General features: G+C 67.7%; 24 protein-coding genes and 2 pseudogenes. 11 read left to right on the top strand and 15 right to left on the bottom strand.

The features are described 5' to 3' along the window. Positions 1 to 30: 30 nt before the first annotated feature. On the top strand, positions 31 to 540 hold the full coding sequence (locus NFL01S_RS27965; protein ID WP_210744880.1) for a helix-turn-helix domain-containing protein: 510 nt from the start codon (positions 31 to 33) through the stop codon (positions 538 to 540). Positions 541 to 809: 269 nt separating this feature from the next. Here the strand turns inward: NFL01S_RS27965 and NFL01S_RS27960 are convergent, their stop codons facing one another. Both NFL01S_RS27960 and moaA read right to left on the bottom strand, forming a co-directional pair. After that, positions 810 to 1,052 (bottom strand): MoaD/ThiS family protein, encoded by a 243-nt coding sequence (locus NFL01S_RS27960; protein ID WP_062979278.1) that lies wholly within the window; start codon positions 1,050 to 1,052, stop codon positions 810 to 812. Continuing rightward, complete coding sequence (gene moaA, locus NFL01S_RS27955) at positions 1,045 to 2,103, bottom strand: GTP 3',8-cyclase MoaA (RefSeq protein WP_062979277.1); 1,059 nt, start codon at positions 2,101 to 2,103, stop codon at positions 1,045 to 1,047. Before moaA ends, NFL01S_RS27960 begins: the two co-directional genes overlap by 8 nt. 154 nt (positions 2,104 to 2,257) lie before the next feature. Here moaA and NFL01S_RS27950 point away from each other — a divergent pair, with 154 nt between their 5' ends. The 4 genes and pseudogenes from NFL01S_RS27950 (at position 2,258) to NFL01S_RS27935 (ending at position 5,431) form a co-directional block, all read left to right on the top strand. Next, positions 2,258 to 3,481 carry a molybdopterin molybdotransferase MoeA gene (locus tag NFL01S_RS27950; protein WP_062979276.1) on the top strand — a complete coding sequence of 408 codons (1,224 nt, stop codon included), beginning with the start codon at positions 2,258 to 2,260 and terminating at the stop codon, positions 3,479 to 3,481. Further along, positions 3,478 to 3,942, top strand: a pseudogene (moaC, locus tag NFL01S_RS37195) (cyclic pyranopterin monophosphate synthase MoaC); the annotation flags it as partial. The gene NFL01S_RS27950 and the pseudogene moaC, both read left to right, overlap by 4 nt. 513 nt (positions 3,943 to 4,455) lie before the next feature. Continuing rightward, positions 4,456 to 4,983, top strand: a pseudogene (locus tag NFL01S_RS37190) (molybdopterin-binding protein); the annotation flags it as partial. Further along, a complete protein-coding gene (locus tag NFL01S_RS27935) occupies positions 4,976 to 5,431 on the top strand; it encodes a molybdenum cofactor biosynthesis protein MoaE (RefSeq protein WP_062979275.1) in 456 nt (151 codons plus the stop codon). The pseudogene NFL01S_RS37190 and the gene NFL01S_RS27935, both read left to right, overlap by 8 nt. An 8-nt stretch (positions 5,432 to 5,439) precedes the next feature. Here the strand turns inward: NFL01S_RS27935 and NFL01S_RS27930 are convergent, their stop codons facing one another. Continuing rightward, complete coding sequence (locus tag NFL01S_RS27930) at positions 5,440 to 6,480, bottom strand: CobW family GTP-binding protein (protein WP_062979274.1); 1,041 nt, start codon at positions 6,478 to 6,480, stop codon at positions 5,440 to 5,442. A 235-nt stretch (positions 6,481 to 6,715) separates the two neighbouring features. Between NFL01S_RS27930 and NFL01S_RS27925 the strand changes: the two genes are divergently transcribed. Beyond that, positions 6,716 to 7,084 carry an Rv1352/Rv1906c domain-containing protein gene (locus tag NFL01S_RS27925; protein WP_062979273.1) on the top strand — a complete coding sequence of 123 codons (369 nt, stop codon included), beginning with the start codon at positions 6,716 to 6,718 and terminating at the stop codon, positions 7,082 to 7,084. A 64-nt stretch (positions 7,085 to 7,148) separates the two neighbouring features. Here NFL01S_RS27925 and NFL01S_RS27920 read toward each other — a convergent pair whose 3' ends face one another. From NFL01S_RS27920 to NFL01S_RS27895, 6 genes are all read right to left on the bottom strand, one after another. Beyond that, a complete protein-coding gene (locus tag NFL01S_RS27920; RefSeq protein WP_062979272.1) occupies positions 7,149 to 7,610 on the bottom strand; it encodes a YiiD C-terminal domain-containing protein in 462 nt (153 codons plus the stop codon). A 22-nt stretch (positions 7,611 to 7,632) separates the two neighbouring features. Continuing rightward, positions 7,633 to 8,904 carry an MFS transporter gene (locus tag NFL01S_RS27915; protein WP_062979329.1) on the bottom strand — a complete coding sequence of 424 codons (1,272 nt, stop codon included), beginning with the start codon at positions 8,902 to 8,904 and terminating at the stop codon, positions 7,633 to 7,635. A gap of 604 nt (positions 8,905 to 9,508) precedes the next feature. Beyond that, positions 9,509 to 11,296 carry a GMC family oxidoreductase N-terminal domain-containing protein gene (locus tag NFL01S_RS27910; protein ID WP_062979271.1) on the bottom strand — a complete coding sequence of 596 codons (1,788 nt, stop codon included), beginning with the start codon at positions 11,294 to 11,296 and terminating at the stop codon, positions 9,509 to 9,511. 324 nt (positions 11,297 to 11,620) lie between these two features. Beyond that, a complete protein-coding gene (locus tag NFL01S_RS27905; RefSeq protein WP_062979270.1) occupies positions 11,621 to 13,279 on the bottom strand; it encodes an alkaline phosphatase D family protein in 1,659 nt (552 codons plus the stop codon). Between the two features lie 279 nt (positions 13,280 to 13,558). Further along, positions 13,559 to 14,287, bottom strand: a complete 729-nt coding sequence (locus NFL01S_RS27900) for a hypothetical protein (protein ID WP_062979269.1) — start codon at positions 14,285 to 14,287, stop codon at positions 13,559 to 13,561. Beyond that, the gene (locus NFL01S_RS27895) at positions 14,284 to 14,892 is read right to left on the bottom strand and encodes a DUF8020 domain-containing protein (RefSeq protein WP_062979268.1); all 609 of its coding nucleotides are present in this window, start codon (positions 14,890 to 14,892) and stop codon (positions 14,284 to 14,286) included. Before NFL01S_RS27895 ends, NFL01S_RS27900 begins: the two co-directional genes overlap by 4 nt. Positions 14,893 to 15,359: 467 nt before the next feature. On the opposite strand from NFL01S_RS27895, the gene NFL01S_RS27890 reads away from it, so the two are divergent. Then, entirely contained in the window at positions 15,360 to 15,776 is a 417-nt protein-coding gene (locus NFL01S_RS27890) for a hypothetical protein (protein ID WP_062979267.1), read from the top strand. 120 nt (positions 15,777 to 15,896) lie between these two features. After that, positions 15,897 to 16,757, top strand: coding sequence for an SDR family oxidoreductase (locus tag NFL01S_RS27885; protein ID WP_062979266.1), 861 nt, complete (start codon positions 15,897 to 15,899; stop codon positions 16,755 to 16,757). A gap of 19 nt (positions 16,758 to 16,776) precedes the next feature. On the opposite strand, the gene NFL01S_RS27880 is transcribed toward NFL01S_RS27885, so the two are convergent. From NFL01S_RS27880 to NFL01S_RS27860, 5 genes are all read right to left on the bottom strand, one after another. Further along, positions 16,777 to 17,457: a TetR/AcrR family transcriptional regulator gene (locus NFL01S_RS27880; protein WP_245670919.1), complete on the bottom strand. Its 681-nt coding sequence runs from the start codon at positions 17,455 to 17,457 to the stop codon at positions 16,777 to 16,779. After that, positions 17,454 to 18,239 carry a PaaI family thioesterase gene (locus tag NFL01S_RS27875; protein WP_062979265.1) on the bottom strand — a complete coding sequence of 262 codons (786 nt, stop codon included), beginning with the start codon at positions 18,237 to 18,239 and terminating at the stop codon, positions 17,454 to 17,456. Before NFL01S_RS27875 ends, NFL01S_RS27880 begins: the two co-directional genes overlap by 4 nt. 532 nt (positions 18,240 to 18,771) lie before the next feature. Then, positions 18,772 to 19,995 carry an acyl-CoA dehydrogenase family protein gene (locus NFL01S_RS27870; protein ID WP_210744895.1) on the bottom strand — a complete coding sequence of 408 codons (1,224 nt, stop codon included), beginning with the start codon at positions 19,993 to 19,995 and terminating at the stop codon, positions 18,772 to 18,774. 239 nt (positions 19,996 to 20,234) lie between these two features. Next, complete coding sequence (locus NFL01S_RS27865; RefSeq protein ID WP_062979327.1) at positions 20,235 to 21,512, bottom strand: cytochrome P450 family protein; 1,278 nt, start codon at positions 21,510 to 21,512, stop codon at positions 20,235 to 20,237. Positions 21,513 to 21,775: 263 nt separating this feature from the next. Beyond that, a complete protein-coding gene (locus tag NFL01S_RS27860) occupies positions 21,776 to 22,948 on the bottom strand; it encodes an aminoglycoside phosphotransferase family protein (RefSeq protein ID WP_062979263.1) in 1,173 nt (390 codons plus the stop codon). Between the two features lie 269 nt (positions 22,949 to 23,217). On the opposite strand from NFL01S_RS27860, the gene NFL01S_RS27855 reads away from it, so the two are divergent. Continuing rightward, positions 23,218 to 23,436, top strand: coding sequence for a FitA-like ribbon-helix-helix domain-containing protein (locus NFL01S_RS27855; protein ID WP_062979262.1), 219 nt, complete (start codon positions 23,218 to 23,220; stop codon positions 23,434 to 23,436). A gap of 22 nt (positions 23,437 to 23,458) precedes the next feature. Here the strand turns inward: NFL01S_RS27855 and NFL01S_RS27850 are convergent, their stop codons facing one another. Continuing rightward, the gene (locus NFL01S_RS27850; RefSeq protein WP_062979261.1) at positions 23,459 to 24,067 is read right to left on the bottom strand and encodes a TetR/AcrR family transcriptional regulator; all 609 of its coding nucleotides are present in this window, start codon (positions 24,065 to 24,067) and stop codon (positions 23,459 to 23,461) included. Positions 24,068 to 24,135: 68 nt separating this feature from the next. On the opposite strand from NFL01S_RS27850, the gene NFL01S_RS27845 reads away from it, so the two are divergent. Together NFL01S_RS27845 and NFL01S_RS27840 are read left to right on the top strand one after the other, a co-directional pair. After that, positions 24,136 to 24,723, top strand: coding sequence for a peroxiredoxin-like family protein (locus NFL01S_RS27845; RefSeq protein WP_062979260.1), 588 nt, complete (start codon positions 24,136 to 24,138; stop codon positions 24,721 to 24,723). Between the two features lie 6 nt (positions 24,724 to 24,729). Continuing rightward, the gene (locus NFL01S_RS27840; RefSeq protein ID WP_062979259.1) at positions 24,730 to 25,341 is read left to right on the top strand and encodes a YHS domain-containing protein; all 612 of its coding nucleotides are present in this window, start codon (positions 24,730 to 24,732) and stop codon (positions 25,339 to 25,341) included. Positions 25,342 to 25,403: the final 62 nt, after the last annotated feature.

The raw sequence follows: 25,403 nt of genomic DNA, 5'->3' as shown, positions 1-25,403 counted from the left end.
TGTCCGTGCCCGGGCTCGTCGATCCGCGGAGTGGGTCATTTCGTCGAGCGAACGGCGCACACACGCATTCGTCGAGAACCACGACAGGAGGTGTCGCGATTTGCCGAGACCATGATTCGACGACCGCAGGCTATGGAGTTCTACCGGCAAATCTTCGGCGGCGTGCGCTACGGCAAGGCCACCCGCGGCAGCGCGCCGCGGCGCCGTGCAAGGAGTTCGGGCCTGAAGAGGAAGCCGGAGTTTTCCGCGCGCTGGCCGACCACGCGCCGACAGATCCTGCAGGATCTGCGCCCCGGCGAGTTGACCGCCGGGGATATCGCCTCCAACCTTCCGATCCGCGGTCCCTCGATCTCCCGGCCTCTGGGCGTACTCGAGGCAGACGGGCTCGTCCGAGAGCGACGAGTCGCCAATCGGATCTTCTACTCGCTTGTCGAGGAACGACTGGCGTTGTGTGTCGGCAGGTTCCTGAGCGCGGTCTGCCCGGAGAGGTCATCGTCGGACAGCGCAGACCGGGAACCACGAACTGCGGCCACACGCTGATGGCGGGGGACTTCCCTGCAGACAGGCCGGGTCACCCGCCATCTCGGCCGGGGAACAACGTCGCGCTTTTCCCAGGCGGCGACGATCACAAGGCCCTGCGTTTCAGCGGCTGTCCGAAGGCGGCACCGTCACCCTGCCGCGGGAAAGGCAGAGCTGGGGTGACGAGGCAGGCTCGGTCGCCGACCGGTTCGGGAGCACCTCATTGTTCGATATCAGCGCCGAGCATCCTCGACCGAAACCGAGCCGGCCTGCCGGGAACGCGCGGAAAACTAGCCGCCGGCAAAGGGGGGAAGTACGTCGACGCGAGGAGTGAGCGAGACCGTGGTGTCGCGGGTCAGTTCGTCGCCCACCAGGTAGGCACAGACGGCCAGCATCTTGTCGAGGTCCGGGCCGTAGGTGGCGGCCAGACGGGTGCGCAGATCGGCGACGGTGGCGCCGGGCGGAAGGTCCAGGGTTTCGGCATCCTTGCCGACCGCGTCGGCGATGGCGGCGAAATAGCGGACCTCAACCACCTATTGCTCCCATCGTGCGTTCCGGAGGGACGAAGTCCGCGGCATCGATACCGTGGCCCGCCCATTTCTGCCACATCGCGCCGCGCCACAGCTGCGCCAGTTCCTCGTCGCTCGCGCCCGCGCGCAGCACGCCGCGCAGATCGAACTCCTGATCACTGAACAGGCAGGATCGGAGCATACCGTCGGCGGTGAGGCGGGTGCGGTCGCAGGTATCGCAGAATTTGCGGGTGACCGAGGCAATGATGCCGACGGTGGCGGGGCCACCGTCGACCAGCCAGGTTTCGGCGGGGGCGGACGGGTCTTCGCGGCCGGCGGCGGTGAGCCGGTAACGGGTGCCGAGCACATCGAGTAGTTCCGCGGCGGTGACCATATTCGCGCGCGCCCATTCGTGGTCGGCGTCCAGCGGCATCTCTTCGATGAACCGCAGTTCACAGCCTTCGTCGAGACACCAGCGCAGCAGGTCGGGGGCGCCGTCGAGGGTTGCCCGCATGAGCACCGCGTTCACCTTCACCGGCGCCAATCCGGCGGCGCCCGCGGCCCGGATCCCGGACAGCGCCGATTCCAGCCGGTCGCGGCGGGTGAGCCGGGCGAAACCGGCGCGGTCGACGGTATCGAGGGAGATATTGACCCGGCCGAGACCGGCCTCGGCCAGCCCGGCCGCGCGATGGCGCAACCCGATCCCGTTCGAGGTCATCGCCAGGGGTATCTCCGGGGCCGCAGCATGGCAGCCGGCCACGATCTCCTCCAGATCGCGCCGCATCAGCGGTTCGCCGCCGGTGAAGCGGACCTCGCGGATCCCCAATTCGCGCACCGCGAGGGCGACCAGCCGGACGATCTCCCCCGCGGAGAGCAGTTCCTCCGGCGGTATGGCGGGCAGACCCTCCTCGGGCATGCAGTATGTACAGCGCAGCGAACATTTCTCGGTAATGGAAACCCGCAGGTCACGCGCGGTGCGGCCGAAGCGGTCCACCAGCAGCGGTGTTTCCGGACGCCCATCCAGCGAGGGGCGCCCGGACCGCACAGTGGGTATCCCCATCTCGACCAGTGTCACCCCACCATTATGAACGCCGGGCCGCTACACGCATCTCTCCTCCGCCGGATCACTTCATAATGCCCGGCCCACCGGCCGCGCGGGCGTGGCGTACGGCAGCCGACCGCGGGCGATACGGCGGCGCCGGCCCGTCCGCCGCCATTAGTCTGAGCACATGATCTCTCGGCCCGCCAGTCCCCCGGTCCGGTCGGCGGACGACTACCGCGACACCATCGAACAACTGTTGCGCCCACTCGCCGCCCGGCCGGTCGATACCGTGCCGGTGGCCGAAGCCCTCGGCCGGCAACTGGCCGCGGATATGCATGCGCCGATCGATCTGCCGGTGTTCCGGAATTCGGCGATGGACGGCTACGCGGTGCGGGCACAGGATGTGGCCGCACCGCCGGTCGATCTGCCGCTCACCGGTGTCGTCGCCGCCGGCGACCCGGGTCTGCAGCCGCTCGCTCTCGGTACGGCGCGCAAAGTGATGACCGGAGCGCCGCTGCCGCCCGGCGCCGACTGCGTGGTTCCGGTAGAGGATACGACCGCCGGCGCCGACACCGTCCGGATCGAACGCGGGCGGTCGGCGGGCGAATTCGTCCGGGAACCCGGTAGCGACGTACGCGCGGGCGCCGAACTGGTCACCGCCGGCACGACCCTCGCGCCGCGGCATATCGCGGCATGCGCCGCGGCCGGACTGGCGCAGCTACCGGTGTTCGCGCCCGTGCGGGCGGTCGTCATCAGCACCGGCGATGAACTGGTGGCGCCGGGCAGCCCGCTGCGTCCCGGGCAGATCTACAACTCGAACGGTATCGCGCTGGCCGCGGCACTCACCGCCAACGGTGTCGAGGTCATCGCGGTCCAGCACAGCGGTGACGACGCCGCGCAGTTCCGGCATCTACTTCGTACCGCGGCCTCGGCGGCCGATCTGGTGATCACCACCGGCGGTGTCTCCAAAGGCGATTTCGAAGTCGTGCGCGAGGTGCTGATCCCGCTGGGCGGCGAATTCGGTTCGGTGGCCATGCAGCCGGGCGGACCCCAGGGACTGACCGTGGTGGACGGCGTCCCCGTGCTCAGCTTTCCGGGAAACCCGGTGAGTGCGGTGGTGTCGTTCGAGGTGCTCGCCCGCCCGATTCTGCGCCGGCTGGCGGGACTGGGGCCGGTACCGGAATACGAACTTCCGCTGCTGGGCGCGGTTCGCCGCTCGCCCGAGGGGCGGCGGCAGTTCCTGCGCGGCAAACTGGTGTGGAAGGGTTCGCAGCCGCGTGCGGTGGAACTGGTTTCCGGGCCCGGATCGCATCTGGTGGCGAGTATGGCGGCGGCCGATGTGCTGATCGATATCCCGGCGGCGGTGACCGAACTCGCGGCCGGAACGAGTGTGCGAGTCTGGACGATATGAGCGAATTGTCGCATGTGGATTCCGCGGGGCGGGCCCGGATGGTGGATGTGAGCGCGAAGGCCGACACCACCCGGATCGCCGTGGCCGCCGGGGAACTGCACACCACCCCGGAGGTGGTCGCGCTGGTACGTGCCGACGATATGCCGAAGGCCGATGTGCTGGCCACCGCCCGGCTGGCCGGTATCGCGGCGGCGAAGAAAACCTCCGAACTGATTCCGCTGTGCCATCAGCTCGCGCTCTCCTCGGTGAAGGTGGAGTTCGGTTTCACCGGCTCCGCGATCACGATCGAAGCATCGGCGAAGACCACCGGCCCGACCGGGGTGGAGATGGAGGCCTTGACAGCGGTCGCGGTCGCCGGCCTCACCTTGCACGACATGGTGAAAGCGGTGGATCCGGCGGCTGTGCTGAACGGTGTCCGGCTGCTCACCAAAGAGGGCGGGAAACGGGGCCACTGGACCCGCCCCGACGCTCCCCTGCCCGCCGGAGCGCAGCCTGGTACATCCGCCGCGTCCGGTGGCGACACCGCCCCGGCTGTCACCTCACCCGCATCCACTCCCGACAGCGGCGCCGGTGCGCACGCGGAGGGCGGCAGGTCCGATGTCTGCGCGCCCGACGACGAGGTCCGCGCAGCCGTACCGGACGTCCGGGAACGCGACTCGGGCAGCGCCACGCAGACCCCCGGCGCCGGCGGCTCCCACTCGAATGCACCGGGCCGTGAAACTCACGCCCTCGACACGCGCGGCGATACTCACGCCACCATCGGAGAGACCTCACAGGCAACGGCCCCCGGCAACGACGCGCACGAAGGCACCGCGGGGAGCAGGTCCCGCGTACAGCCGTCGGGCAGCTCTCATACTCCGAGCACGAGCAGCGACCCGCACACACGCGAACGAGTCGCCGGCACCACCGCTTCCGATGCGAACGGTGGAGCACCTGCCCCCGGGGGTACTCCCGCACGCCCGTCCGGCGGCGAAACGGCCGGTACAGCCGTCGTCGTGGTCGCGTCCACCGGGGCGGCAGCGGGGACGCGGACCGATACGACCGGACCACACCTGGTGTCGTGGTTGCGGGGGCTCGGGTATTCCACGGGTGACCCGCTCGTCTACGCGGACGCCGAGATCGCCGACGGTCTGGCCGAGGCGCTGCGGACCGCGCCGGACCTGGTGGTGACCACCGGGGGAACCGGCGCCGCACCGTCCGACCGGACACCGGAAGCGACTGCGGCAGTACTCGACCGGGAACTGCCCGGGGTGGCCGAGGCCATTCGGCAGCGGGGTACGGCGAAATTCCCGCTCGCGGCGTTGAGCCGGGGTGTCGCAGGGCTGGCCGGGCGGTCGGTGGTCGTGAATCTACCCGGCTCCCCGGGTGGTGTGAAAGACGGTATCGCGGTGCTCGAACCGCTGTTGGGGCATCTGCTGGCGCAGGTGGCGGGCGGCGGGGCACACGAGGGCGGCCAGGGGGCACCGCGGGCCGAGAGGGGAAACGAGAGCGCTCATGCCTGAAGAATCTGCACAGCTTCCGGACGGGACCGGCGCGGTCCGGCTTGCCGAAATCAGCGATAGGCCGCTGGATCCCGCCGTCGTGGACGCCGCGGTCCGGGGGCCGAGTTTCGGCGCGGTCGTCGTGTTCACCGGATTGGTCCGCGATCACGACGGCGGGCAGACGGTATCAGCGCTGGAGTATTCGGCGCATCCGCAGGCAGCCCGGTTCCTGCGCGAATGCTGCGCCGCCATAGCGGAATCCACGGGCCTGCCGGTGGCGGCGGTGCACCGGGTCGGGAATCTGGCGGTGGGTGACCTGGCCATCGTCACGGCGGTGGCGGCACCGCATCGCGCCGAGGCGTTCGCGGCATGTTCGGCACTGGTGGACCGGATCAAGCACGAAGTGCCGATCTGGAAACGGCAGATGTTCGCCGACGGTATGTCGGAATGGGTGAACGCCTGCGGTTGACCGGGGGTTCAGACGGTGCTTTCCGCAGGCACGTAACGCCGGACGCCGAGCATTTCCTGTTCCTCGAGGGGTTCCGGGCCCGTGTGCACGGTTCGGCGTAACCGCTCGTGTATCGCGTCGGTATCCAATCCGGTGCCGATCAGCACCAGTTCGGTATCGCCGGTGCGGGAGCGGCGGGCAGGTTCCATGCTGATCGCCCGGCCCACCAGGTGCACCACGTACCGCCCGGTGCCGGGTACCGCGAACGATACGAACCCCTTGGCACGGAATACGCCCGGTGGCGGGTTCTCCAGGAACTCGACGAGCCGGCGTGGGTGCAGTCCGGTGGCCGTGGTGAACACCGTGCTGGTGTAGTCGTCGTGGAGATGGCGATGCTCGCCGTCGGTGTCCGCGCCGTGGTAGTCGTGTAGCAGTTCGTCCAGGCTCAGTTGTTCACCTATCCGCGGGGTGTCACGGTGACGGGGGTCGAACAGCAGGCCGGGGTCGATGCGGCCCAGGGTGGTGGCGTACACCGGGACCCCTTCGGTGATGGTCGTGATCTCCGACCGCAATCGTGCGGCAATGCCTTCGTCCAGCCGATCGACCTTGTTGAGTACCACCAGATCTGCCAGCCGCAGGTGGCTCGTCAGTTCCGGATGCTGTTCGCGGGTGGTCGCGAATTCGGCAGCATCGACCACTTCGAGTAGACCGCCGTAGCGGATGCGGGGATTCTCGCTGCCCACCACCATCCGCACCAGATTGCGCGGTTCGGCCAAACCGCTGGCCTCCACCACGATCACATCGATCCCGGCCCGGGGATCGGTCAACCGAGCGAAGAGTTCGTCGAGTTCGGCGACGTCCACGGCACAGCATACGCAGCCGCTGCCCACCGAAACCATCGCGTCGACCTGTCCGGCCACCAGCATCGCGTCGATATTGACGGCACCGAAATCGTTGACCACCACACCGATCCGGGTGCCCCTGTTGTTGTGCAGCAGGCCGTTGAGCAGGGTGGTCTTCCCGGCGCCCAGGAATCCGGCCACGATCACCACGGGTATGCGCTCAGCCACCCGACCACCTTACTGAGTCGGCTCCGGCCACCGGCAGCCCCACCAGCGGCGAGGAGAATTGATTATGTTTCAAATTCTCTGTTGTCCGCGTTTCCCGTTCACCGGACCTTCTTCCGTGGAATACGGGGAAAAATTCCGTAATCCCCGAAACGGGTATAGGGATTCTGGTAAACGTGCCGGGGAGATCAGGGGGAATCTCGGAATATATCGGAACAGAATTACCGAGGAGTACCGGATGCGTGCACCTACGTGGCCGGTCGCCGCGGCACTGCTGTCGGCGGCGATCATGCTGGGCAGCGGCAGCGCGGCGGCCCAGCCCGCCGATTTCATCCCGAACGACGGCGTCTACCGGGTCGGCGTGGATATGCGACCCGGCGTCTGGGAATCCGCTGGACCCGTGGACCCGGCCCGAGGCTGCGATTGGCGGCGGCTGTGGCGGATCGAGGGCGACAACACGAATATGCAGTACATCATCGAGAACAACTACACGAAACTGGGCCCGGTCCGGGTCACCGTGAAACCGTCCGATGCGGGTTTCCTCACCCGTAATTGCGGACCGTGGCGGATGGTACCGCCCGCCCCCACGGGTTCGGCCGGCTTCTGACCCCGGAGACGACGCAGCCCGGTCCCCTGCCGCGGGAACCGGGCTCGCCGGGTGATGTGGTCGATCAGGCGTGTGCGCGCAGCTGATACAACCCCTCGGTTTCGGCGACCACCACGCCGTCGACATCGGTGAGCACCGCGCGCAACGTGAAATCGGCCTTCCCGTTCGCCTCCGCCTCCGCACTGACCCGCTCGATCTCGGCGTCCGTCAGCGTCGCTTCCGCCCGCACCGCCGTGGTGGCGGGGCGGCGGAAAGCGATCCGCAGATCCTTCACCAGCGGGTAGAACTTCGCGGTATCGAAACTGGCCACGGCGATCGCACCGCCCAGGATCTCGCCCGCGGTGAACAACACCCCCGCGTACATGACGCCGAAATGATTACCGTTGCCGTCGGCGGGCACGGTGGCCGCGGCATAACCGGGCCGCACCTCCTCGGCGTGCACACCCATCCGGTGGGCAACCGGGATGGTGTGCTCCAACGCCGAGTTCACGATCTCGGCGACGGTCGGATTGCGGGTATCGCTCATAACAGGACGAGACCTTCCGGGGTCACGCGACGGATTGTTTCTCCGTGGCCGAATGATGCGGATCGGCGTCCGGTACCTCGGTTCCGCGTAGCGACGTACCCGCGGTCTCCCGCAGGAACGTCCAGGCGACCAGGCCGACGAGGGCGGCACCCACCATGTAGATGGCAGGGAACAAACTCCAGCCGGTCCCCTCGATCACCGCCTCGTTCACCAATGGTGCGGTTCCACCGAAAAGGGCCGTGGACACGTTGTAGCCGAGGGCGAATCCCGCGTAGCGGACGTGGGTCGGGAAGATGGCGGGGAAGGTCGCACTGATGGTCGACAGCTGCGGTACGTACAGCAGGCCCAGCACCACGAAGCCGACGATCGCCCAGCCGGTGCCCTGGCCCATCAGCCAGTACATCGGCACGGCGAACACTGCGAGGCCCACCAGTGAAAACAACCACATGGGCCGACGGCCGACCCGGTCGGACAACTGGCCGAAGAACGGTACGCACAGCATCATGATCACCTGGCCGATCAGCACCATGGCGGTGGTGGTGGACTCCCCCATACCGATGGTGTTCTGCAGATAGGTCGGCTGATAGGTGAGCAGCGTGTAGTTCGCCACGTTCAGCGCCACCACGAGACCGAACAGGATCATTACCTCACGCCAGTACGTGGTGAGCAGGATCCGCAGGCCGCTTTCCGGATGCTCCTTCTCGTTCACCTCGGTGAACACCGGGGATTCGTCGAGCCGGGTCCGCAGATACCAGCCGATGGCGCCCAGTGGGATCGCGATCAGGAACGGAATCCGCCAGCCCCAGTCGTGCATCGCGTCGGAACCCAGGATCAACTGGCACAAGAGCACGACCGCCGAGCCCCCGACGAACCCGCCGAGCGTGCCGAACTCCAGGAAACTTCCGAAGAAGCCGCGCTTCTTATCGGTGGCGCATTCGGCCAGGTAGGTGGCCGCACCGCCGTATTCTCCACCGGTCGAGAAGCCCTGCACCACCCGGAGCAGGATCAGCAGGATCGGCGCCAGCACCCCGACCTGACTGTGCGTCGGCAGGACACCGATCAGACCGGTGGCTGCGGCCATCAGCAGGATGGTGGTGGCCAGGACCACCTTGCGCCCCACCCGGTCGCCGAGCGGCCCCCACACCATTCCACCCAGCGGACGCAGGACGAACGACACCGCGAACCCGAGCATGGTGCCCAAGGTGCCGAGTTCACCGGGGAAGAACGCGTCGGTGAGGTAGGTGGCAGTGGCGGCGTAGACGCCGTAGTCGAACCATTCGGTGGCGTTGCCCATCGCCGAGGCCGCCACCGACCTCTTGAGATGCGGCGATTCCAGCGGTTTCTCGAGGTGCGCGCCTTCCGGTTGCTTCTCGAGCCGTGGTGCTTCCGGCTGCTGCTCCGTCACGGTCAGTCCTCTCCGGCGTGCGCGGCCAGTCGGCCCGGCCGACCCATAACGTCGCGCCCGCCGGCGACCGGGTTCCGGCGAGTATCGACCACAAACCGTTACCCGGGACGTGCCCTGGGTAAACGCGGACCGGCTGCGGACCTCCCGGACCGATAGCTTTGATCAGCTATTTTCCAAGCTTATGTGAAGGCGGTCACGCATGCCGCCCATGAGCCGCCGACTCACCGGGAAAAGGAGCGGCGCCGACCGAAAGATGTGCGGCCGGCTCCCGGCGTACCGGACAGTCCAGCGGGGGCGCACGACCGGCGCACTCAACAGCACTCCCGGCACACTGAGCACCGAAGCACTCAGCCCGACTCCCGGCACATTCGACAGCCACGTGCGCGGCCGACTCCGGCACACTGAGCAGCACGGCCGGCTCACGGGAGGGCGGCGAGGGCGCGCCCGGCTGCCGGCACGCGAGCAGCGAGGGTCTGCTCGCCGCCCGTGCCGATCAGTGCGCCTGTTCTCCCGCGGCCACCTCCGGGCGCTCGCGGTGCTTCACCTCCACCAACGGCAGGCGCAGGGCCGCCGGGGCAGAGGCGGGAACCACCGGCGCGACCGGTTCCACCGGCGCGATCCGCCGGTACGGCGCCCCCAGCGGCGGCCGCGGATCGGCCTCCCCCTTGTTCGGCCACAGCGCGACAGCCCGCTCGGACTGCGCGGTGATGGTGAGCGAGGGATTCACGCCCAGGTTCGCCGAAATGGTCGAACCGTCGATCACATGCAGGCCCGGATAGCCGTAGAGCCGCTGGTAAGGGTCGACCACACCGGATTCGGGGGTGTCGCCGATCACGCAGCCGCCGATGAAATGGCCGGTCATGGGGATATTGAAAACGCTGCTGATCGGCCCGCCGGGTGTTCCGTCGATTTTGCCGGCAACCCGCCGCCCCACCTCGTGCCCCGCCGGAATCCAGGTCGGGTTGGGGGCACCCTCGCCCTGTCGCGTGGTCATCTTGCGCCTGAACAGGCCGCGTTTGGTGTAGGTGGTGATCGAATTGTCCACCGACTGCATCACCAGCAAGCCGATCGACTGCTCCGACCAGTGCCGCGGATTCTGCAGATGCGGCATATCGCGCCGGTGCCGCCACATCTCCCGCAGCCAGAGCCGCCGCTTGGATACACCCGGCTCTTCGCTCACCATGATGCTGCCCAGTAGCGCGATCACATTGCTGCCCTTGCCGTAGCGCACGGGTTCGACATGCGTATCGGCGTCGGGGTGGATCGACGAGGTGATCGCCACCCCCTTGGTGAAATCGTTGTCCGTGACCCGGCTGCGGATAGCGAGCAGTTCCTCGGAGTTGGTGCGCGAGAGGAAACCGAGCCGGCCGGAGATATCGGGCAGCGACCCGCCATCACGCAACTTGTGCAGTAAACGCTGAGTTCCCAGCGACGCCGCCGAGAAGATGACCTGTTCGGCGGTGTAGGTGGTGCGCTTCTTGCGCATCCAGCGACCCGTGGCCACCGTCTGAACCGCGTACCCGCCGCCCGGTAGCGGTTTCACATCGGTGACGGTGCGTAACGCATGCACCGCCGCGCCCGCCTGCTCGGCCAGGTACAGATAGTTCTTCACAAGAGTGTTCTTGGCATTGTGGCGGCAGCCGGTCATACATTCGCCGCAGTGGGTGCAGGAGCGCCGCGCCGGGCCGGCCCCGCCGAAGAACGGATCCTGGACCTCCTCGCCGGGCCGGTCGCCGGGTCCACCGAAGAATACGCCGACAGGAGTCCGCTGATACGTATCGGCGACCCCCATCTCCTCGGCGACCTCACGCAGCACACGGTCGGTGGGCGTGGTCGCGGGATTGGTGGTCACGCCCAGCATGCGCTTGGCCTGGTCGTAGTAAGGACCGAGTTCGTCTTTCCAGTCGGTGATATGGGCCCACGGCCCGTCGCGGAAGAACTTCTCCGGCGGCTCGTACAGCGTGTTGGCGTAGACGAGGGACCCGCCGCCGACCCCTGATCCGGCCATGATCAGGGTGTCCTTCAGAAGCGCCAGCCGCTGGATACCGAAACACCCCAGGTAGGGCGCCCACAGGTACTGCCTGGCACGCCAGGACGTTTTCGCGAATTCGTCGTCGGCGAAGCGGCGCCCGGCCTCGAGGACACCGACCCGGTAGCCCTTCTCGGTCAACCGCAGGGCACTCACACTGCCGCCGAATCCGGAGCCGATGACGAGGACGTCGTAGTCGAAGGTCTGGCCGGGCCCGGCGTCGGTGCCGGAACTCGTTGCGGAACTGGACATTCTTCCGACACTATGGCCTGGATCACCCTGGAGGAAACATACCCGCGGTCAGGAAATCGGCTTTTTCGGCCAACCCGGGTTATCTAAGCGGCCGGGCACCGATCAACTGGCCGCTGGAATGATCGCCGCCGGCCCGATAGGGCACCCGGCCCCACCCGGCCGTCCCCAGCCGGTCGGACATGCGCTTCGAAGTCCGCCCGGTACCCCCGCGTGCAGATAGCGGTGAAATCCGCGACCGGCGGTCTGTCCGGATGGTCTCCCGGCCGGCGGCCCGGCTCTCGAGAACTCACCATGGGCGCGGCGACGGGGTGTACAGTCCGGCTTTCAGCCGCCCGCGTCTATTTCCGACTGATGACCGGAATCATCTCGTTGCGGCAGCGCGGTCGCCGGCGCGGGTTCCCCGGCGGATTCGGCCCCGGACCGCCCGTGTTCGACCACGAAACTCGCTCGGGTGACGACGGGTGCGCCGGGCTCACGGACGAACGGCACCACCCGGAAGTCGCTGCGCCACAACTGGTGATCCACCTCCACCCGGACATAGCCGCGCTGACCGTTGAAGAACTTCATATCGGGATTGGCGGCCAGCAGGGTCCGGCCACGCGGGGTCAGATCGGCGCCGTCACGACCGGTGGTGATCGAGGTGCCGGTGAATTCCGTGGCCACCACCGGCGACCCCGGATCCCGGTAGTCGCCGCGGATATCGACCACATAGTTCTCGTGCCGGTCACCCGTGAGCACCACCAGATCACCCCGGCCGCGGGCGGCTGCCGCCGCGAGCACCGCGTCACGATCGGCGACATAGCCGTCCCAGGCGTCGGTCCCCACCGCTACGGCGGGGCCGGGGTCGTAGTCGGATTGCGCCATAGCGACCTGATTTCCCAGTATCTGCCAGCGCGCCGGCGAACGGGTGAGACCGTCGATCAGCCATTCGCGCTGTTCGGCACCCAGGATCGTACGGCCGGGGTCGAAGCGATCCGCGCAGTCGACGACGAGATTCGCACCGTCGCCGCACACCAGCGGTGAACGGTATTGGCGGGTATCGAGCATGGTGAGATCGGCCAGGTCACCGAAGGTGTACCGGCGGTGCATCCGGGCGTACGGGCCGGACGGCAGTTGTTCGATACGCAGCGGAAGATGTTCGTACATCGCCTGGAATGCGGCCGCACGCCGCCGCCGGAACAGGGCGGGCAGCAGATGGATATCGATACCGGCGCCGGGTTCGAAACCCGCCCAGTTGTTGTCGATCTCGTGATCGTCGAAGGTGCAGAGCCACGGGAACGCGGCATGCGCAGCGCGCAGTTCCGGTTCGGCCTTGTATTGCGCGTAACGGAGCCGGTATCCGGTGAGGTCGGTGGCCTCGTCACGTAACGTCTCCGGGATCACGGCCCCCACCCGGCCGCGCGCCCATTCCATTTCGTAGATGTAGTCGCCGAGATGCACCACCAGATCCAGGTCCTCGGCGCCGAGGTGCTCGTAGGCGGTGTAGTAGCCGGAACTCCAGTGCTGACAGGATGCGAACGCGAACCGCAGCCGATCGGTGCGCGCGCCGGCCGCGGGCGCGGTGCGGGTGCGGCCGATCGGTGAAATCGCCGAACCCACACGGAATCGGTAGAAGTACCAGCGATCCGGCGCCAGACCCCGCACCTCGGGATGCACACTGTGGCCGAGTTCCCGGGTGGCCACCGCGCTCCCCCGGGCAGCGATCCGGCGGAACTGCTCGTCCTCGGCGACCTCGTATTCGACGGTGACCGGTGCAAGCCCGGTTCCGCCCAGCCCGTCGGGCGCGAAAGGGTCGGGCGCCAGGCGGGTCCACAGCACCACGCCGTCGGGTAGTGGTTCACCGGAAGCAATTCCCAGCGTGAACGGGTCGCCGAGCAGCCGCGGCGCCCGTAACGGCGCGCTGCTCACCAGACCCGCACCGGCCAGCACCGCGACCGCACCGGCCGACCCCGCATGCAGCAACCTGCGACGGGATAGGGGCATGGATCAAATTATTGCCTGTCCCCGGCCGATCCGCCTCACGGCCCGATACTCCGCGGGTCGGCCCGGCTCGCTCCGGCAGCGGACAACGGCCCGTCCGGTCGCGATCCGGCACCGGCGATCTCCCAATCGCCGGGAGCCCCCCGCCGAGGACGCCACCGAATCACCTCGAGAGTCCGCTCGGCCGCCGGACCGGGCTTGTGTCCGGCGGCACACGGCAAGGTCCGGCCCCAGGCATCCGGCCCCCCGCCGGTCGCCGAGAGCGACCGGTCGGGGCGGGGACTAGAGGTCGGCGAAGCAGACCACGAAGCGGCGTTGGTCGTAGACGAAACCGCTGTCGGCCGACGGGCAGGCATTCACGCTGTTGGTATCGGGCAGGATGCTGATCACCTGCACCCCGCCGGGGCCGCAGTCGGCGCGCTGGGGTTGCTCACCCGATACGTCCACACAGCTGCCGACGACCCAATCGATATCGAGGCACAGGGTGGTGTCGGCGATGGTGTGGGTGGCGTCGCCGTCGGTGGGGCAGGCTGTTCCGGCCGGGCCCACGGCGGAGACCTTGTACCGGGATTCCGTGCTGCCACAGGGCGCTTCGGTGACTTCTTTCTCGCCGAATCCGCTGAGGCATTCCCCGGCGGCGACCTCGACCTTCGGCGGCGCCTGTTTCGCCTCTTTGTTGACCTGTCCCGCGGTGCCGAGGGCGGGCGGGGTGGTGGTCGGCGGCGCGGAGGCCGAGGGCGGCACGACCGGCACCACGGGTGGTGCGGGTGTCGTGGTCGTCCCGGCGATCGCGCTGGTGGCCGGCGGAGTGGGCGCGGCGAGTTCCTCGGTCGCCTCCTCCGTACCGCCGCCGGCCGTGGCCAGCAGGGCGGCGATCCCGATTCCCAGCACGATCGAGGTCACTACGGCCGCGATGGCGATGGCCGCCGCGGTGGCTCCTACCCGTGCGCGTTTGTCCTGCTTCGAGAGCGGCGGCTGACCGTCGTTCTCGTTCGATGCCGGATCGGTCACGGTTCGCCGCGCAGGACGGCCGCCACGGCGTCACCGAACGACTGTCCACCCATGACGTAACCGCCGGCCACACCGCCGACGAGCAGTCCGATCGGTCCGGTGATGATGCTGAGGAAGCCGAGTCCGACGAGCGCACCGAGCAGACCGCCCAGCACTGCGCCGACCGCGACCCCGGCGACGTTCTTCTCCAGTTCGGAGGTGAGCCGGGCCATCGAGCTCACCGGCCGCATCTCGCCGATGTTCTCAGCCGTGACGGTCGGAGTGAGTTCGAGAGAGGTGCCGTCGCCACTGATTTCGTGTGCGACGGCCATCTCGCTGCCGGAGATCTCGTAGGTCAGCGGTACTTCGGCCACGACGGCGCCGCTGACGGCTTTCAGTACGGCCGTGGCACCGTCGGGGGTGAGTTCGAACCGGCCGTTCTCGACCTCGGTGGTGATGGTCTGCGTCTTCTGGTCGACGCTGGTCTCGTACGCGATTCCCTGATCGACGCCCTCGCTCTCGAGCTTCGGGGCCGGAGCCGCCGGTTCGGCGTGCACGGTCGCGGCCGAGATACCGACGGCGGCGACGGACAGAAGTGCGGTTGCGGCGAAAGTGCCGAACTTCATTACGTTCAATTCCTTCTCACGTAGACCGTCCCGGAACCGGGCGGCTGCGATTTCGGTTCGCGCACAGGACCATACCGATATTCGGACATCAGGTGCATACCCAGAATTCAAAGGAATTTCCATCCTTTAAATTGCTGCGCAATAACGGGCTTTCGACGGCGGAATTCCGCGGAACATGCCGGACGCAACGGTTATACCGCTCGGCAATATTTCCAACGACCGACCGAACGGCTCACCAGCATTCACCCGGCAATCACGCATCGTCGATAACGTTTACGCACCGTTATTCACTCGCAGGCCCCCGGCTGTTACACGTCCGCCGGTATCACGCGAACCACTCGGTGGGCATTACCCCATTCGTGACCCCCGCACACACTTCGTGATCATCCGGGGCTGTGCCCCGTGATCCGCAGGTGCTCCACTACTTAGAGGATGTCCGATACCTGCCGATACCACCGGAGCCGGCCATGAACTCATCGGGAAGTCTTCGCATCGGGGTCACCGCCTGCGCGCTCGCCGCCGCAGCTGTCCTCGGCCAGCCTGCCACCGCCTCGGCCTATGTCACCGATATCGCCGTCTCCGGTGGGTTCGGCCTGGGTTTCATCCAGTACGGGGTCGGCTGCACCTACACGGTGACCGCTACCGGCCGACCCGGTGAGCAGGTGTTTTTCGCGGATTCGGTGAACGGCCGGCCCGGCGGCGGCACCTTCGGTCCGGTCGAGGAGGAGGAACCGGGAGTGTTCACCGCGGACTGGAACCCGACGGTGATCGGTCGGCACACCGTTTCCGCGGGCGGCGCCGCCACAGATGTCGATGTTCAGGTCGGATACGACTTCGGCATCATCTGCTTCACGTTGCCCGAGTGGGTTCACCTGCCGTTCTGATCTCGGTGCTCATCCGGCCCGCGCCCCTTGTTTCCGAGCGCTTGACCGGCCCGGCCTTTTTGACCGACTCTGACGAAATCGCCGGGCGGGTACGCGCCGGGTCGTACGGAAGGATTTCGCATGGGTGTCTATGCCGTCACCGGAGCTGCATCGGGTATGGGCCGGGCCGTCGCCGAGAAGCTGGAAACCGAGGGCCACCGGGTGATCGGCGTGGACATCCAGGAAACCGATATCGTCGCCGACCTCTCCACCGCGGCGGGACGACGCCAGGCGATCGACGCCGTACTCGAGGCGGCGGACGGGCGGCTCGACGGCGCGGTCCTGGCGGCCGGACTGGGGCCGGTGCGCGATCGGTCGCGGCTCCCGGTGATCGCCGCGGTCAACTACCTCGGCGTGGTCGATCTGCTCGAGGGCTGGCGGCCGGCGCTGGCCGCGACCGGCGCAGCGCGTGTGGTGGCCTTCGGTAGCAATTCGTCCACCACGGTCCCGGTGGTGCAGAACCGGACGGTCAGGGCCTTCCTCGCCGGCGATACCGAGCGCGCGGTCCGCAGCGTGCGGATGTTCGGCGCGCAGGCCGCACCTTTCGTCTACGCCGCGTCCAAGATCGCGGTGAGTCGCTGGGTCCGCCGGCATGCGGTCCGGCCGGAATGGGCGGGCACCGGTATCCGGCTCAATGTGATCGCACCGGGTGCCATCCTGACTCCGCTGCTGGAGCGGCAGCTCGCCACCCCGGGCGAGGCCAAGGCGGTCGAGGCGTTCCCGGTTCCCACGGGTAGCTTCGGCAAACCCGAGCACATCGCCGACTGGGTGTCGATGATGCTGTCCCCGTCTGCCGAATTCCTTTGCGGCAGCATCGTGTTCGTGGACGGTGGCACGGACGCCTACGTTCGCCCGAACGACTGGCCACGGGCTGTCCCGTTGCGCGGGGTAGTGGGCTATCTCCGGAAATTTCTGGGGTTCGCCGCGACCCGGCGCGTGTGACGCGCCCCGTGGACCGCGGTCACGACGGTTCGGGCAGTTGCAGTGCGTTGAACCAGATCCAGTTCAGGGTTTCGAGCAAGGTGTCGAAACCGATCTGCTCACCCTCGACGAATACCAGCGAGGCCATCCGGCTCACCATGCTCGACAATGCCAGCGCCGTCACCCGTGCGTCCAGCCGCGACGTCACCAGGTCGCGCTGCTGCAGATCGCGGATCAGTGCCGCATTGCGATCGATGAACGCCGACGCCCGTTCGGCGCGCAGCGCCGCGAACTGCTGATCGACCCGCGAGACCTGTTCCAATGCTGCCATCAGCCGGGCATTACGCCGGTAGGCGCGCAGGTACTCCCGGTTGGCTGCGGCGATCCAGTCCCGCGGATCGGCACTTCCACCCCGGGCCCGGACATGCGGATGCAACATTTCGTCGCGGACCTGCGCGACGACTTCGGAGAAAATCTCTTCCTTGCTGTCGAAATGGGTGTAGAAGGAACCCGAGGCCACACCCGCGGTGCGGGCGATATCGCTGATCCGGGCATCGACGAACCCGTCGCTTTCGAACACCTGCCGCGCCGCGGCCACCAGTGCGGCCCGGGTCCGGATGCCGCGCGCGCTCTTCGGCGCCGGGCGACCACCGGCGGGTTTCGCCCCGGCGCCGGGGCCGGTGGCGGTATCGGCCACCGCGCCGGCCTCCCGGGCCGTCACCGGCCACTCGCCGGGAACAGGCGGCCCGTCGCCAACGTGGTTATCCGGTCCTCGTTACCGGCGTCGCGCAGCGTCGCCCGCGCCACATCGGCCCGCAGCGTCGCGTCGGCGACGACCGGACCCACTCGCGCGGCTTGCAGGTAGCGCAGACCCAGCGTGCTCAGGGTCGCACCGGGAGCAAGCGAGAGCATCGCCTCCTCGGCGGCGAGCGCGATCAGGCCACCGTTCACCGTGCGGGACGCGTTCAGGCCGTCGTCGGTACGCGGCAGCACCGCGGTGCCCGGTGCCCGCCGCTCACAACCCGCCCGCTCGGCCAGCGGTACCGCGAGCAGCTGTCCGGTGACCGGCATATCGATACTCATCCGGTCCGGTAGCCGCAGTTCCTCGTTCGGCGACACCATGAACGACCCGCCGCCGAACGCGAAGGGTTCGCCGTCGACGGTCCACTCCACCTCCGCGACGAAGACCGAACGCCCCGCCTTGATCTTGCGGCCCACCGCCCGCACCTCACCGGAGCCGGGCGCCGGCCGGTAGAGGTGCACATCGAGTTCGAGGGTCACCGGAACCCGCGGTCCCAGGGTGAGCGCCGCAAGCAGGCCGGTCACCGTATCGGTCCAGGTGGCGAGCACGGAGGTCCGTAACCGGCCGGTACCCGGCGCGTGCATCTGCGGGGTGATCGTCGCCGTCCCGTGCAGCTCTTCGCCCACCATCGTGGTCGCGAAACCCAGTTCCAGCAGGATATGCCGCCGCCGCTGCGGTTCGGTACCGGTCTCCACGGTCATACGTAGCCTCCTCGCGCTCGTCCACGACAGCACCGGCCGATCACCGGATGTGTCCCGGACCTATCCAACGTATCCGGAGCGTGCCGCGCGCACAGCAGCTACGTCGGCCGGCTACCGACGCAGGGGCGACAGTCCACGATCCGCTGATTCTCGGCGAACCTCCGCGGGCGCATGGACCGGCGGGAAACGTCGGGCCGACGACACCCGGGTCCAACCCGCAACGGCGGCACTCACGCGGCTCGAAGCCGCTGAGGTCGGTCCTCACCCCTGCTTGGGGGGAAGGCCGTCGGGGCACCCGGAAGCCGCAGCCCTGGTCCCTCGATGGGTTGCGGACCGCCGCGCACCGGCACGCCACCGGGCAGCCCATGGCCGGTTCGGCTCCGCCCGGACCCACCTGTCCAGTTGTGGCGCCGAGTTCAGCGAGGGCTCCGGGTTGCCCCGATTGCCGAGCCCGGTACGGCAGCGGCTCCACCGAGCCCTACGAGGCCTGGAGAGTTGCCCACCCTACGAAATCCCGGTGTGCGCCGGGTACTCAGCCGGCGGTTTCGGCGGCGGCGCGGGCCTTGCCGAGTTCGGCGCGGGCAATGGTGAGCTTGTGCACCTCGTCGGGCCCGTCGGCGATACGCAGCGTCCGCAGGTGGGCGTACATACTGGCCAGCGGGAAATCCTCGGTCACCCCGGCCGCCCCGTACACCTGGATTGCGCGGTCCACGATGCGTAGCGCCATCACCGGCGCAGCGATCTTGATGGCCGCGATCTCCGTGCGCGCCTCCTTGTTGCCGACCGTATCCATCATCCAGGCCGTCTTCAGCGTGAGCAGCCGTGCCTGTTCGATATCGATACGAGCTTCGGCGATCCAGTCGCGGATATTGGCACGTTCACTGACCTTGCGCCCGAACGTGACCCGCGATTCGGCCCGCGCGCACATGAGTTCCAGGGCGCGCTCGGCCATCCCGATGGCACGCATCGCATGGTGGATCCGGCCCGGGCCGAGCCGCGCCTGACTGATCGCGAACCCCTCACCCTCGCCTTTGAGCACATCGGTCACCGGAACCCGGACGTCGGTGAATTCGATTTCGGCGTGGCCCTCACGGTCGACATACCCGAATACCGGCAGATTGCGCACCACCCGGACTCCCGGCGCATCGATCGGCACCACCATCATCGACTGCTGCCGGTGCTTGGGTGCCTCCGGATCGGTTTTACCCATGACGATCAGCACCTTGCAGTGGCGATGCATGGCGTTGGAGGCGAACCATTTGCGGCCGTTGAGGACGTAGTGGTCGCCGTCGCGTTCCATCCGCATTTCGACATTCGTGGCATCGGAGCTGGCTACACCGGGCTCGGTCATCGCGAAGGCCGAGCGGATGGTGCCGTCGAGCAGCGGTTCGAGCCAGCGTTGTTTGTGTTCCTCGGTACCGAAGAGGGTGAACACCTCCATGTTCCCGGTATCGGGCGCCGAACAGTTGCACGCCTCCGGTGCCAGCGCCGGGCTACGGCCCATGATCTCGGCCAGCGGCGCGTACTCCAGGTTGGTCAGCCCCGGTCCCCATTCCTCGTGCGGGTGGAAAAGATTCCACAGGCCGCGCTTCTTCGCCTCCGCCTTCAGGTCCTCGAGGATCTGCGGGTGATGATGCGGATCGCCGGCCGCGGCCATCTGCTCCGCGTAGACCGGTTCGGCCGGGTACACGCATTCGTCCATGAAACCGAGCAGTTTCTGCCGGTATTCGCGGGCGCGGTCGGTCGAGGTGAACAGTTCCACGGGAGAACTCCGATCTTCGGGGCGCGGCTCGATACGCCGCAGACGGGCCTTCGATGCTTCCCGCACGGTAAACCAACTTGAATCCAGATTCAAGTAAATGCTGCGGCCGCCCGTACGACCCGGCAGTGCCGCCCGGCTCGCGGGGGACGGTGTGACCGGCGCCCTCGGAGACCTCCACGGGCTCCGCGTCACGCCGACCCCGCGAGCTTCGAGGAGGTCTGTGCCGGATTCGATCAGGTATAGGTGGCCGGACGTGCCGAGGCATACTGGACGCCCGATAGGGGCGCACCGGGTGGGAACGTGACCGGAAGCTCCACCAGCGAGCGATGGAACGGGCCCGGACGCCAGGCGGGTTCGTCGTCGGGGAAATCGGCGCGCATCTCCGGTAACGCGTCCAGCAGCTGATCGATCGCCCCTTCGGCGATGATGTAGGCCAGCGACTGCGCGGGGCAGGCATGCGGGCCCAGGCCCCACGCGAGATGGGCACGGTTACCCGTGAGCTCCGAGGTCCGGATCTTGGGATCGTTGTTACAGGCGGCCATGCTGATCACCACCGGCTGATGCGCGGGCAACCAGACATCGTCGAGCAGGATCGGCATCCGCGGATAAGTCACCAGCAGATTGGCCAGCGGCGGATCGTTGAACAGCACCTCGTCCAGGGCATCCCGCGAAGTGAGGTTGCCACCGAGTACGCTGCCACCGAACCGGTCGTCGGTGAGGATCAGCAACAGGGTGTTGACGATCAGATTGAGTTCGAATTCGATCCCGGTGCCGTACACCTGGGAAACATGATGGGACACCTCCTCATCGGATAGCTCGGCAGGATGCCGCAGCAGGACCGAGGTGATATCGGCTGCGGGATTCTCCCGCTTCATCACCACCAGATTCGCCAGGGCCTCGCCCAGCATCCGGCTACCGGCCTCGGCGTCGACCCCCTCGAGCATGGCGGCGATACCGGCGGCGACCTGCTGACCGACCTCCGGCGGACTGCCCAGCAGATAGTTGATCACCTGGAACGACAAGGGGAAAACATACTGCTGGATGAGTTCGGCTCGCCCGTCCGCGCAGAACGAGCTGATCAGCGGACCCGCAATGTTCTCCACCACGGCGTGAATGGCATACATATCCACTTCGTCGATACTGGCCGTGATCGCCTGCCGATAGCGCAGGAATTCCTGGCCGGCGCAGCGGCTGGCCATCGGCCGCCACTCCATGATCGGCAGCACCGGGCACCCCGCCGGCACATCCTTCTGCCAGGTCCGCGGATCGGCGGGGAACCGTTCCGGATCGTTGAGTACCCGCAGCGCGGTCGAGTAGCCGATCACCAATGTGGCAGGCACCCCCGGGGCCAGTTCCACGGGCGCGAGCGAACCGTAACGCCGGCGCATGTCGTGGTAGGCGCGATGCGGGTCGGCCGCGAATTCCGGGAGATACAGCGCGTACCGGGGATCGTCGTGCGAACCGGGGCTGTGCGGAGCCGGGGCGAGTCTTCGATATTCCGAACTGCTCAAGAAGAACTCCAGACGTCTGGTAGCGGGACCGATGGTTTTCCACCGGCCGGGCACCGGTTCGAGCCTCCTCCTGCACACTGGCTCGAGCCGGAACGACGCGATGTTACGACACTGCCGGACTCTCTGTTTGTTTTCGAAAACGGTTGGGCACACGCGCTTTTCGGAAAAATCATTGGACTGGTCCGCACATCCGGGGCCCGTTTCACAGGGCGAAAAGACGGCTGACCGGGACCGAGTCGGCCAAACCGGCCCCGGCCTGGCGTTCAGATTCCCAACGCGTCCAGCGACCGATTCTCGTGCACTGCCGTGGTGATACGGCGCAAAAGTGTCAAACAGGTTTCCTGCGATTGCATTTCGGGTTGATAGGCGGCCCGGCCGATCGTGAATGCCCAGGCGGCGTACGCGAACATCGATTGCTGCCGGTAGATCAGCCAGGCATCATCGAAGGAGGGCGCACGGCCACCGGCGCCGGCGAGTTCGTCCAGATAGGCCCGCAGCAGATCCTCGGCCCAGGCCCGCCGGTCGGCAGGCTCACATCCCGAGTTCACCGTGTACGCGAAATCGTGGCCCCAGCCCCCGCGCATCACGACCTGCCAGTCGACGTATCCCATCCGGCCGTCGGCGGTGCGGTAGGTCTGGCCGATATGCGGGTCGCCGTGCAGCAGCGTGTGCGGAAGCTCCCGCGTCGCCAGGTCGACCGCCCGTTCCACCCCGGCCCACAGCCGGTCCGCCTGACCGTGCAACTCCTCGGGCACGACCTCGGCCGCCCGCTCCAGCCCCACCGTGCAGCGAGTCTTCATATCGATCGCGGCCAGGTACGCGGCCAGCGCCTCGTTCGTCGTCTTCAGCGGTTCGATCGCCGGGCTCTCCCAGAACGTGCCGTGCAACCGCGCCAGGTTGCGCACCAGATCTTCCATCTCCGCGCGGCCGATAGGTTCGGTGGGCTCGCTGAACACCGCCCCCCGCGTGACGGCGATATCCTCCATCAGCGCGATCGAACGCCAGGACGCCGGATCGAAGGCGCCCCAAAAGCCGAGCGGCGCCTGGATATCGAGTTCCGGACGGAAGTCCCGGAAGAACCGGGTCTCCCCGTCGATCATCTTGCCGCCGCCCAGCAGGATGCGCTGACTGAGCGAGGTGGTGGTTTTCGCGAACAATGCCTGCGGTAATTCGGCGGCCTGCCCGGTCTCGTTGTACTCCACGCGGATCGCGACCCGGGTGGAGGTGCCGCTGCTACCACCGTCGATCTCGAACGATACGACTTCCGCACCGGGGGTGTCCCGGCACAGAACCGCAGTGAGCCATTCCGTGGTCAGTGCCGCCCCGGAGGCGGGCACATCGTCGATGGTGCGGGCCCGGTGCCCGGTGATCTTCTCTCCGAGAATATGCCCGCCCACCGCGGCGAGCCGCCCGAGCAACCAGAGTTTGTGGTTCATTTCCGCCTCACTTTCCGGATGCGCGTGAACAGCCCGCGCACCGCACCAGACCAGCCGGCCCGGATTTCCTTCGCATCGACAATCCCCGATTTTGCGTCATATTCCCAGTGCGGGAATGACTTTCATACGATGACACAGACCGGCACCCGGTGCCGTAGGGCGCCCTGGCCGCGTGTGCCGATACCAGAACGAAACGCACGGTAACCAGGTCTCGGGCAGTGCGGGAAATACAATGGGGGCACCGACGACTGTCGACGAAAGACGGCTCCATGGTGACGCTATCTGTTCGACATGTACCGGACGCGGTCTACCGCGCCCTCCGGTTACGCGCGGTCGAGCACGGCCGCAGCCCGGAGGACGAGGTCCTGGCAATCCTCGAGGAAGCGGTACTGCCGCCCAGAGCCCGATTGGGCGCCATCCTCGCCGGGGACTGCCCCGATATCGCCCCCGGAGACGACGAGGACGACTATCCGGACGATTCTCGCTGAACGGTGCGCGCGCCCGGCCCGATCAGCCCCCGAGCCCGCGCAGCACGATATCGAGACCGCGCCGGAACTCCTCGGCGGGCGGTAGCGTGCGGGCCTCGGTCGCGGTACCCGAGAGGTGCGGGTACCGGTCGGGAGACAGCTCGGACATGGTGACGGTCCCCGGCCCCGACAGTGCCGCATAGTGCTCGTTCTGCAGGAATCCGAGCAGATGACCGATCAGCGTCCGCTGCGCGACGACCCGGTCGGTTCCGGTGAGTCCGCCCTCGGCGAGTGCGGCGAGCATCGTCTCGATCAGCAGCAGCGATCCGGGCGCCGCCTGCCGGTGCCGCAGCACCAGCGGGACCACGGCCGGATGCGCGGCTACCGCGACCCGCAGGCGTTCCATCAGGATCCGGATCCGGTCCGCCCAGTTCACCGCCGGCAACGCGAGGTCGACCGTGTGGAAGACGTGGTCGACGACCAGGACCTCCAACGCCTGCCGGTCGGCAACGTAGCGGTACAGCCCCATGGTGGCCATTCCCAGCTCCCGGGCGACCGCGCGCATGGTCAGGCCGGGCAGACCGTCCCGGTCGATCACCGAAAGCGCGGCGGCGACCAGTTGCTCGTCGGTGAGGGAACGCGGCCGGGGCACGGGTTGACAGCGTACTGGATACGCGCATACTCGATTATAAGCGTACGTCGTACACCTAAGGAGATCCGATGCCGCCACTCGACGGCGTAGCCGCCCGCACCCTGACGGGCATCACCGGCGCAGAGATACCCCTGCCCGACCCCGGCCGGCTCACCCACCTCCAATTTCGCCGTTTCGCCGGCTGCCCGGTATGCAATCTGCACCTGCGGTCGGTGGTCGCCCGGCTGCACGAAATCCGGGCTGCCGGTATCCGGGAGGTAGTGGTCTTCCACTCGAGCGCCGCCGAGCTCCGCAAGTACACCGGCGATCTGCCGCTGGACGTCATCGCCGACCCGGACCGCAGGCTGTATCGCGAATTCGGCGTCGAGACCGGCGCGCGGGCACTGCTGGACCCACGCGGCTGGGGGACCATCACCCGCGCGATCGCTACCGAACTGCCGGGGCGGCGCGGTGAACGCCCCGCGCCGCCTGCCCGTCCCGAAGGCGGCCGCCTGGGTCTCCCCGCCGATTTCCTGATCCACCCCGGCGGCACCGTCCTCGCCGCGAAGTTCGGCGCCTACGCCGACGACCAATGGTCCGTCGGCGAACTGCTCGCCGTGGCCGCACGCCACAGCGCATCGACCACCCCGATTCCCGTCCCTACATCGGAGGAATGATTCACCATGATGACCCTCGAAATATCGGTCACCGGCCGCGAACTCGACGCCCGCGCCGAACAGGATCTGGCCGACCGGGTGATGACAGCACTCACCGGCTACGACGAAGCCCCGGAGGCAACGATGGCCAAAGCCCGTGAATTCACCCATGTGCTGATCCAGCAGCCGCGAACCTGGGTCACCGGCGGTCCGGCCACCGACACTGCACCCCGCTACCTGGTACGGCTGACGGTGCCGGGCTCCTGGAGCGGCGACCCGGACTTCGGAAAGAACATCATCCCGATGATCACCGCGGCGATCGCCGCCACCGAAACCGACACCCAGCGCCTGAACCGCGAACCGCACTGTATCGTGCAGATAGTGGGCCTGCGCGAACACTGTGCCGGTACACTCGGCCGGTCCACGACCAGCACCGAATTGACCCGGTTGATGACCCAGGACTTCCGCGATTCCGGGCAGCTGCCCGTGGCCCCGGAGGGGTTCACCATCGACCCGACCTGCGGGATGCAGGTCGAATGGGCGACCGCGCAGATCACCTACACCCTCGACGGAGTCGACTACGCGTTCTGCGCACCCTCCTGCCGCAAGGTCTTCGCCGAGGATCACGCCCGGGACTGAACGACGGCGCAGCAACCCCGGCCGCCGAAAATCCGTGGCCGTCCCCGTGCCCGAAATGTCAC

Origin of the sequence: Nocardia flavorosea NBRC 108225 (genome assembly GCF_001613385.1) — a bacterium.
Classification (GTDB): domain Bacteria; phylum Actinomycetota; class Actinomycetes; order Mycobacteriales; family Mycobacteriaceae; genus Nocardia; species Nocardia flavorosea.
Note: the sequence above shows the minus strand (reverse complement) of the source record. Positions and strands in the feature narration are given on the sequence as shown.

What these genes read in the sequence shown, in the direction of transcription:
- NFL01S_RS27950 (WP_062979276.1), top strand. Translation starts at nt 2,258, where the DNA reads ATGATCTCTCGGCCCGCCAGTCCCCCGGTCCGGTCGGCGGACGACTAC.
- NFL01S_RS27935 (WP_062979275.1), top strand. Translation starts at nt 4,976, where the DNA reads ATGCCTGAAGAATCTGCACAGCTTCCGGACGGGACCGGCGCGGTCCGG.
- NFL01S_RS27925 (WP_062979273.1), top strand. Translation starts at nt 6,716, where the DNA reads ATGCGTGCACCTACGTGGCCGGTCGCCGCGGCACTGCTGTCGGCGGCG.
- NFL01S_RS27920 (WP_062979272.1), bottom strand. Translation starts at nt 7,610, where the DNA reads ATGAGCGATACCCGCAATCCGACCGTCGCCGAGATCGTGAACTCGGCG.
- NFL01S_RS27915 (WP_062979329.1), bottom strand. Translation starts at nt 8,904, where the DNA reads ATGGGCAACGCCACCGAATGGTTCGACTACGGCGTCTACGCCGCCACT.
- NFL01S_RS27910 (WP_062979271.1), bottom strand. Translation starts at nt 11,296, where the DNA reads ATGTCCAGTTCCGCAACGAGTTCCGGCACCGACGCCGGGCCCGGCCAG.
- NFL01S_RS27905 (WP_062979270.1), bottom strand. Translation starts at nt 13,279, where the DNA reads ATGCCCCTATCCCGTCGCAGGTTGCTGCATGCGGGGTCGGCCGGTGCG.
- NFL01S_RS27895 (WP_062979268.1), bottom strand. Translation starts at nt 14,892, where the DNA reads ATGAAGTTCGGCACTTTCGCCGCAACCGCACTTCTGTCCGTCGCCGCC.
- NFL01S_RS27890 (WP_062979267.1), top strand. Translation starts at nt 15,360, where the DNA reads ATGAACTCATCGGGAAGTCTTCGCATCGGGGTCACCGCCTGCGCGCTC.
- NFL01S_RS27885 (WP_062979266.1), top strand. Translation starts at nt 15,897, where the DNA reads ATGGGTGTCTATGCCGTCACCGGAGCTGCATCGGGTATGGGCCGGGCC.
- NFL01S_RS27875 (WP_062979265.1), bottom strand. Translation starts at nt 18,239, where the DNA reads ATGACCGTGGAGACCGGTACCGAACCGCAGCGGCGGCGGCATATCCTG.
- NFL01S_RS27860 (WP_062979263.1), bottom strand. Translation starts at nt 22,948, where the DNA reads ATGAACCACAAACTCTGGTTGCTCGGGCGGCTCGCCGCGGTGGGCGGG.
- NFL01S_RS27855 (WP_062979262.1), top strand. Translation starts at nt 23,218, where the DNA reads ATGGTGACGCTATCTGTTCGACATGTACCGGACGCGGTCTACCGCGCC.
- NFL01S_RS27845 (WP_062979260.1), top strand. Translation starts at nt 24,136, where the DNA reads ATGCCGCCACTCGACGGCGTAGCCGCCCGCACCCTGACGGGCATCACC.
- NFL01S_RS27840 (WP_062979259.1), top strand. Translation starts at nt 24,730, where the DNA reads ATGATGACCCTCGAAATATCGGTCACCGGCCGCGAACTCGACGCCCGC.